Source organism: Thermostichus sp. MS-CIW-30 (assembly GCF_054058015.1).
The window spans coordinates 58,628-65,012 of sequence record NZ_JBSRZW010000016.1; the positions used below are offsets into that span (position 1 = coordinate 58,628).

Annotated in this window: 8 protein-coding genes; 3 read left to right on the forward strand and 5 right to left on the reverse strand. The window is 59.1% G+C overall.

All coding sequences use genetic code 11. The features are described 5' to 3' along the window. Positions 1 to 297: 297 nt before the first annotated feature. Positions 298 to 1,224, forward strand: a complete 927-nt coding sequence (gene thrB, locus ACVWXW_RS08625; RefSeq protein WP_011433497.1) for a homoserine kinase — start codon at positions 298 to 300, stop codon at positions 1,222 to 1,224. A gap of 24 nt (positions 1,225 to 1,248) precedes the next feature. On the opposite strand, the gene ACVWXW_RS08630 is transcribed toward thrB, so the two are convergent. The 3 genes from ACVWXW_RS08630 to eda form a co-directional block, all read right to left on the reverse strand. Continuing rightward, positions 1,249 to 1,674, reverse strand: a complete 426-nt coding sequence (locus ACVWXW_RS08630) for a diacylglycerol kinase family protein (protein ID WP_011433496.1) — start codon at positions 1,672 to 1,674, stop codon at positions 1,249 to 1,251. Positions 1,675 to 1,777: 103 nt separating this feature from the next. Then, the gene (gene ybeY, locus ACVWXW_RS08635) at positions 1,778 to 2,269 is read right to left on the reverse strand and encodes an rRNA maturation RNase YbeY (RefSeq protein ID WP_011433495.1); all 492 of its coding nucleotides are present in this window, start codon (positions 2,267 to 2,269) and stop codon (positions 1,778 to 1,780) included. A gap of 25 nt (positions 2,270 to 2,294) precedes the next feature. After that, the gene (gene eda / locus ACVWXW_RS08640; RefSeq protein WP_011433494.1) at positions 2,295 to 3,008 is read right to left on the reverse strand and encodes a bifunctional 4-hydroxy-2-oxoglutarate aldolase/2-dehydro-3-deoxy-phosphogluconate aldolase; all 714 of its coding nucleotides are present in this window, start codon (positions 3,006 to 3,008) and stop codon (positions 2,295 to 2,297) included. A gap of 686 nt (positions 3,009 to 3,694) precedes the next feature. On the opposite strand from eda, the gene ACVWXW_RS08645 reads away from it, so the two are divergent. Continuing rightward, a complete protein-coding gene (locus ACVWXW_RS08645; RefSeq protein WP_238376740.1) occupies positions 3,695 to 4,819 on the forward strand; it encodes a murein hydrolase activator EnvC family protein in 1,125 nt (374 codons plus the stop codon). Here ACVWXW_RS08645 and ACVWXW_RS08650 read toward each other — a convergent pair. Beyond that, on the reverse strand, positions 4,810 to 5,460 hold the full coding sequence (locus ACVWXW_RS08650) for an ABC transporter ATP-binding protein (RefSeq protein ID WP_011433492.1): 651 nt from the start codon (positions 5,458 to 5,460) through the stop codon (positions 4,810 to 4,812). The genes ACVWXW_RS08645 and ACVWXW_RS08650 overlap by 10 nt on opposite strands. 168 nt (positions 5,461 to 5,628) lie before the next feature. On the opposite strand from ACVWXW_RS08650, the gene ACVWXW_RS08655 reads away from it, so the two are divergent. Beyond that, positions 5,629 to 5,811: a DUF3285 domain-containing protein gene (locus tag ACVWXW_RS08655; protein ID WP_457403548.1), complete on the forward strand. Its 183-nt coding sequence runs from the start codon at positions 5,629 to 5,631 to the stop codon at positions 5,809 to 5,811. 1 nt (position 5,812) lies between these two features. Here the strand turns inward: ACVWXW_RS08655 and ACVWXW_RS08660 are convergent. Further along, positions 5,813 to 6,385 (reverse strand): RNA-guided endonuclease TnpB family protein (locus ACVWXW_RS08660; RefSeq protein WP_457403549.1); only part of this gene is annotated, 573 nt, incomplete at its 5' end.

The following is a 6,385-nucleotide window of genomic DNA, read 5'->3' on the forward strand; positions in this document are numbered from 1 at the left end:
CTTCTTTCAGGATCCCTGATGGGTTCAGCCAATGGCAAAGGCTGGAGTTGAAACAGGCCCAACATTCCCGATACTCAATGAAGTCACAAATAAGTCACAAGAACCAATCATGGTCAGAAACCTTTCGGGATAGTCCAAAAGCTCCGCTGGATCAGCGCGTTTGCCTCGGCGAGCTGCAGACCGAGCAGAGGTGGCGAGAATATCCAAGGTCTGGCCATCGTTCGTAGGATAATGGGAGCCCGCAGGCACTAACCCGCAAACATTGAGTTACCCACCGTTCACTGAGGAGTTGTCCCCTTGGTCAAAGAACGCGTAGAGGTGATCGTCCCGGCCACCACCGCCAACTTGGGGCCAGGGTTCGACTGCATCGGTGCAGCCCTAGAGCTCTACAATCACTTCTATTTTCGCGAGATCCCTTCTGGCCTCAGCATCCACTACCGCGGCAGCGACCACATCAGCCAAAGCAAGGACAACCTGGTGTACCGGGCTTTTTGCCGCGCCTTTGAGTTGCTGAGTAAGCCTGTGCCGGGGGTAGAAATCGAAATTACCCTCAACGTGCCCCTGGCGCGGGGGTTGGGCAGTTCTGCCACCGCCATTGTCGGCGGCTTGCTGGGGGCCAATGCCATTGGAGCACTCAACTTAGCTCCCGAAACCCTTCTACAACTGGCTATTGCCTTGGAGGGCCACCCAGACAATGTGGTGCCCGCCCTGCAGGGCAGTTGTCAGCTTTGTGTGCAGGGACAGCAGGGGCAATGGGTGTTCTGTCCGGTGGAGTGGCATGAGAGCATTGGCATCCTGGCCGTAGTGCCCAACTTTAAGCTTTCCACCCAAGCGGCCCGCGAGATCCTGCCCAAATCCGTCAGCTTGGCGGATGCAGTTTTTTCCAGCAGCCATCTGGGCCTACTCATCCGCAGCCTGCAGTCGGGGCGGGTGGACTGGCTGAAGGTGGCCCTGCAGGATCGGCTGCACCAGCCGGCGCGTATGGAGCTGATCACCGGGTTCAAAACGGTTCAAGCTGCAGCCATGGCTGCCGGAGCCTATGGAGTGGTGATCAGCGGAGCCGGCCCCACTCTTCTGGCCCTCTGTGCTCCCGAGAATCGGGAACGGGTGGGATCCGCGATGGTCAGCGCTTGGGCGCAGTTGGATATTGAAGCGGAGGCCAAACTGCTCAACCTGGACCGGCAGGGAGGACGGGTGGTGATCCACTCCCAGCCGTCTGGATAGGAAACTTCCTGTCCAATCGGGGAGCTACCCTGCTGCCGGGAAGCCATCTTGCAGCAGCAACACCAAGGGCGGAAGAAATAGCCAAGCCGCCACCATCAAGGACGCCACTGCCGCCATCAACACCGCTGCCGCCGCGCAATCTTTGGCGATCTCGGCCAGGAGATGGTACTTGCTGCCCAGGGTGAGATCCACCACTGCTTCCAGAGCGGTATTCACCAGCTCCAGCGCCATCACCAAACCGCTGGTCAGGCTGATCAGGGCCATTTCCACAGCGCTCAGCCGCAGGCCCAGCCCAAGGCCAAAGGCTATCACCGCCACCGCCATGTGGATGCGCAAGTTGCGCTGGGTGCGGATGGCATAGACCAAGCCCTTGCCCGCGTAGTAGAAACTTTTGCCCAAGTTGTCGGCCACTTGCCAAGAGGGGGGGCGTCGCCAGGGATCCCTTCCCAAAGGCTCGGCACTGGCTGCCCGATCCGCCTCAGATGGCTGCGCTGGGTCTCTGGAATGGACGCGCCGCCGGAACACCGCCAGGCGAGAACGCTCCGGCAACCGACTAGGGCTGTTGGCCATGGGCCACCTCCCCATCCAGTTGGATGGCTGCGAGCAACTGTCGCTGTTGCTGCAACATGCGCTGTAGGGACAGTTCATCCGGGTGATCCCACCCCAGCAGATGGAGCAACCCGTGGCTGGCCAACCAGGCCAACTCTTGCGAAAGACGATGCCCCTGCGCCTTGGCCTGTGCGCGGGCGGTGGGCACCGAAATCACAATATCCCCCAGTAGGCGTACCCCCGTTATGTCTTGGATCCCAAAGGGGGCAAGCATCTCCTGTGCGGCAAAGGCCAACACATCGGTGGGCTCGTCGAGATGGCGAAACTCGCGGTTGAGCTGGCGGATGTGTTCATCGGAAGTGAGGCAAAGGCTGAGCTCGCATGGCTCCTGGACTCCCAGCTCTTTCAGCCAGATCTCGAACCAATGACGCCAAGTGGCTTCTTCAATCGGGCTTGGGATGTTGAATTGCAGATAGAGATCTAAAAATCCATCCATGCGGGCCTCACTCACACCACGCCCCTTATTCTACTGGTTTGCCCAGATTGGGCCAGGTTTTGCTTCTTTGCTCTGCCAGCTGTTTCAGCGCCTGTCGTAGTCGATTCTCCAGCTCATGGCAGCCCGAATGCAAATCCTCTGGCGGGAACAGATCCCCGGCAATGCCCACTGCCCAGGCCCCTGCTTGCAGGTATTCCGCTGCCTTGGCCAAGGTGACTCCCCCGGTGGGGATCAACGGCAGGGATCCCAGCACCGATTGTAGATGGCGCAGGTAGCGGGATCCCCCCATGCTCTCCACCGGAAACACCTTCACTGCCGTTGCCCCCGCCTGCCACGCCCTCCAGATCTCGCTGGGGGTGAGGGCACCGGGCACGATGGGCAGCCCCACCTCCCGACCCCAGCGGATAACTTGCTCATCGGTGAAGGGGCAAACGCAAAACTGGGCTCCTGCCTGCCAAGCCTGCTCCGCCACCTGCCGATCGAGAACAGTGCCCACCCCTATCCAACACTGCGGGTGGTCTTGTCGCAGTTGGGCAATCAGCTCCAAATATTGGGGAACTTGCGTGGTGATTTCAATGTGGCGGATCCCGGCTCGGATGGCCAGCATGGCTCCCTCGAGAGCTTGGGCTGGGCTGGCCCAGAGGCGGATCACGGCAATCAGCGGCTGCTGCCACAGATGGAGTAACCAGGGGTGCTGTGACCCTTTTCTGAAACTGCACTCAGCATCCTCGAATGCCATCTGTAGGAAAATACCCGCTCAGTGTTTTGCAGTTGCTTGGGTTTAGCTTAAGTTTAATTGCAATCCAAAAACGAAAAAGTCAGCCTGCCAATGAAATAATGACAAACCATAAAGCCTAAACGTCTTTTCTTTCAAGGGAAAGCCTAGCAGATGACTCAGGAACAAGCAAAGCCGGTGTTTTATAGGGGCAACTGTTTGCGCGTTCGTGGCCTTTGCCAGAGTGTTTGCTTTTCCCAGCTTTTCACGGCGTTGCTGGTTCCTGCTCTGGCCTTGTTGTCTCCCTAACCGGTGCTGAACTCAGCAGAGAAGAGGAGGAAGATTCCTCAAACCAAAGGTGCCGCAAGGTATCCCGTCTGTATGAGGCAACTTTTTGGTTGGCCTTCTAAGCGTGAGGTTTGCCAGCAGGTGAGCGGCCAGTTTATCGTCATTTCCTAGTTTTTCTAGTCCGTTGAGGTTGCTGCCGCTTGAGTTGCATGCCGTCAGGCCTGTGGGATCCGGAGGTGGAGTCGCTACTGTCTGGCTCTTCTGTTGCTGTTCGGAGTAGCCCTAAATAGCCAGCTCAGGCCCGATTCAGATCCGTGGGGATCTTTGTATCCTTAGGGTCGATGGGTCAGTCGCAGAGGGTGTGAGGAATGACGAGTCTCAGTCGTGGGGCACACAGGCTAAAAGGGTGGATAGCGCTCGGATTGCTCACCCTCTTGCTGTTGGGGGGACTGGGGGGGGTTGCCCCGTCTCAGGCGCAGAATGTCAACCAATTGCAACAGCGGCAGCAGCAGATCCAGCACCAAATCCAGAGCACTCAGCGCCGCTTGGGAGAACTGCGCCAAGCAGAAGAAGAAGCCCGCCGCCGCATGGGATCCCTGCGGCAAAACCTTCGACAGACCGAATCCAGCCTTCGCGACAATCAGTATCGTCTGGAACAAGCCCAGAAAGCCCTGGAGCAAGCTCAAAAGGAGCTACAGGAGCTGGAAGACCGCCTGAGACGGCAGCAACAGGGCACGGCGGCCCGTTTGCGCTACATGCAGCGGCAGGGGGCTGAACATTGGTGGGCTCTGCTGCTCACCAGCCGTGACTTGAACGAGTTTTTCGACCGCCGCCACCAACTGCAACTGTTGATCGAGGCGGATCGGCAGTTGATCCAAGAGCTGCAAGCAATGGCCAAGGAGGTGGATCAACAGCGCATTGCCCTGGAGATGCAGCGCAACGAGATCTCTTTGATTTTGCAGGAGCTGGCCGCCCAGAAGAACCAACTGCAGCAGCAGGCGGTCGCCCAAGAGCAGCTGTTGAGCCGCTTGGCCAACGAACGCGCGGCCTATGAAGCAGCCCAACGGCGGCTGGAAGCCGATTCCCAACAGTTGACTCTCCTCATCCAGCAACTGATCGCCCAGCAGGCCCAACAGCAGGGGGGCAGGGATCCCGTTCAAGGGACAGGCCGATTCATTGCTCCGGTGCGCGGGCCGATCACCAGCGGCTTTGGCTGGCGGGTTCACCCCATCTACCGCAGTCGCCGCTTTCATGCGGGGATCGATTTTGGTGTGCCCACCGGCACTGCGGTGAGAGCCTCCGACCGGGGCACCGTCATCTACGCCGGCTGGTACGGCGGCTATGGCTACACGGTGATTGTGAATCACGGGGGCGGCATCACCACCCTGTACGCCCACAACAGCCGCGTTGCCGTTGGGGTAGGCCAGCAGGTACAGCGGGGGCAAGCAATTGCTGCTTCCGGCTCCACCGGCCTCTCCACCGGGCCCCATGTTCACTTTGAAGTGCGCGTCAATGGCCAACCGGTGGATCCCCGCCGCTACCTGTGAAGCAAAGCCTCCGTCGGCAACAGCTTCAGGGATCCCGCCTGCAATGTCCACCGCACATCGGCAATGGAGGACAGCTCCTCCGGGTCGTGGGAAACCACCAACACCGTCCAGGTGGACTTTAGCCGAGCCAACAGCTCGATCAACTGCCGTCGCACCGACCAATCCAATCCTGCCGTCGGCTCATCCAGCAACAGCAAAAACGGGCCACGGATCAACTGGACGGCCAGGGCCAAGCGCCGCTGTTGCCCGCCGCTGAGGCGGTTTGGGGAGGTATGTAGAGGGATCCCTTCCAATCCCACCTGTCTGAGGGCGTTTTCGATCTCTTTTCTCTGTAGCTCTGGATAACCAAAGCGCATTTCCTCCAGCACCGTCAAGCCGCAAAAGTGGCGCTCTGGAAACTGAAACACCAACCCCGCCATGCTGCGCAAGCGGTTGGGGGAAAGTTCTGCCCCTCCCCAGGTAATCCGTCCTTGGGTGGGCCGCGCCAAGCCAGCCAAAATCTCCAGCAGGGTGCTCTTGCCCGCCCCACTTTTGCCCACGATCAGCCCCAACTGGTTCAGGCCCAACTCAAAGGAAAGATCGTTGAGAATGGGCTGGGAAACGCCTGCCGGATGGTAGGAAAGATGCTGAACTTGCAACATGGGGGGCAAAAGAGGGGGATGCTGTCGTTATTTTGGCACCGGAAGATCCCCGCGCGACAGCTATGGCCCCTCTTCAGCGGAAAGGTCGAAGCTTGGGAAACACCTCTATCCGGAGGAGCAGATTAAGCTAGCCTGAAGGTAGGGTAAATTATCGCTCTGGTTATCCTGATGCCGCAGCCTTCTTCTGCAGATTCTCCTTCGGTTGGGGCGGGATCCCCCCCCCAGCTGAGTTACACCCGCCTGGCCATGCGCAACATGGTGCGCAAAGGCAAGACTTCCCTGCTTCACTTCACCCTGACAGCGGTGGGGTTAGTGGCCTTGCTGGTGGGGCTGGCCTACCTGTTTCAGTAAACTACCCGACCCTAACTGCTTCACAGTACAGGGCGGGCTTAAGGCCTCCGGCCCGCTGGCGCGAACGGTAGCCCTGCAGTTGGCAAGCCAACCACGGACCTCTAGGCTGGTTTACGACAGCCCCAAGTTTGGCAATCATGTTGGCCCCATTCCAGTCCGCATCCCCTTCCCATCCACAGTGCCCACACTTAAACTGCTTCCCATTGCGGTAGGATTGCGCAGGGTCGGGATGGATATGCAAACACCGGTGGCAGGTCTGCGACGTGTAGGCAGGCGGGACCAGTACTACAGACACTCCGGCGATGGCAGCCTTGTAGGCCACAAACATCCTGAGCTGGTAGAACGCCCAACTGTTGGCCCTGTGCCGCTCGGCTTTGCTGCATGGCTGTTGATTGACCCTTTCCCGGATCCCTGTCAGATCTTCCAGGGCAATAGCGCTGTTTGTGGTCTTTGCCCTAGAGACAATAGCTTTGGAGATTCGATGATTGACCCACGCCTGAAAGCGCCTCTCCTTGCCAGACAGCCGTTGCAGCAGTTGACGGCATCTGCGCCGCGAACTGCGTGTGCCCTTACT